The organism is Paenibacillus xylaniclasticus (assembly GCF_004001065.1).
GTDB lineage: Bacteria > Bacillota > Bacilli > Paenibacillales > Paenibacillaceae > Paenibacillus_T > Paenibacillus_T xylaniclasticus.
This window is the reverse complement of the sequence record NZ_BIML01000095.1, coordinates 1-731: the sequence shown is the minus strand read 5'-3', so window position 1 is coordinate 731 and position 731 is coordinate 1. Positions and strand designations below refer to the sequence as shown.

The 731-nt window shown below is 49.9% G+C and carries 1 protein-coding gene; it reads left to right on the top strand.

The window, feature by feature from the left end; genetic code table 11:
- A partial coding sequence (locus tag PXY01_RS22505) for a hypothetical protein (protein ID WP_164744559.1) occupies positions 1 to 731 on the top strand: 731 nt, incomplete at both ends.

The following is a 731-nucleotide window of genomic DNA, read 5'->3' as shown; positions in this document are numbered from 1 at the left end:
ACATCTGCGATGTGCGAATTCATTGACCAGGCGATGGCGGCCGTGAACCAAGGACTGGATTACCTTCGAGACATGGCGATCGCAAGCGGCAAGAATTCAATTGAACAGTACTTTCTGTACGGCGTGCTTAAAGGACTCGTGGATACGATAGGCGGCGTCCTCAAGCTGGTGATCGAGCTGCCGTTAATAATTCCGCAGATCGTATTGACGATAGAAGGGTATGCGATCGACGTCTTCATGAATGAAGATCCGTTCGAGAAGATCAAAGACGACATCCTAAGCTTGCCGGACAAAGCGGAGGCAATGCTTTCAAATATTAAAGAAGCCTTCATCGAGATCAAGACGGAGTTCATGAATGCCGACGCGAACCATAAGGCAGAAATGATCGGCTTCGCGGTCGAGAAGGTTCTCGAGATTGCTATTCCGGGTCTTAAAGGGCTGAGTTTGGCAAAGGATATTGGACTCGGCGCGAAAACTTTATCTGCTTTTACAAGAGGGGGCCGCAGTCTGTTCGAAGGCTTATCAGATAATCTGATCACGCAGGCTTTTAAGAACAGCATGGAGAAGTTGTTAGATATGGAGATCCGCGGCTTCGGAGATGCACTGGCCCTAGTAGGTATGGACGGCTTTATCCCAAGCGGGACCACGATACGAGAAATCTTCGAGAATCTGGGGCTGATTAGAAAGTCTGATGCACCGGAGCTAGATGGGAGGATGCCTGAGGGGACGGG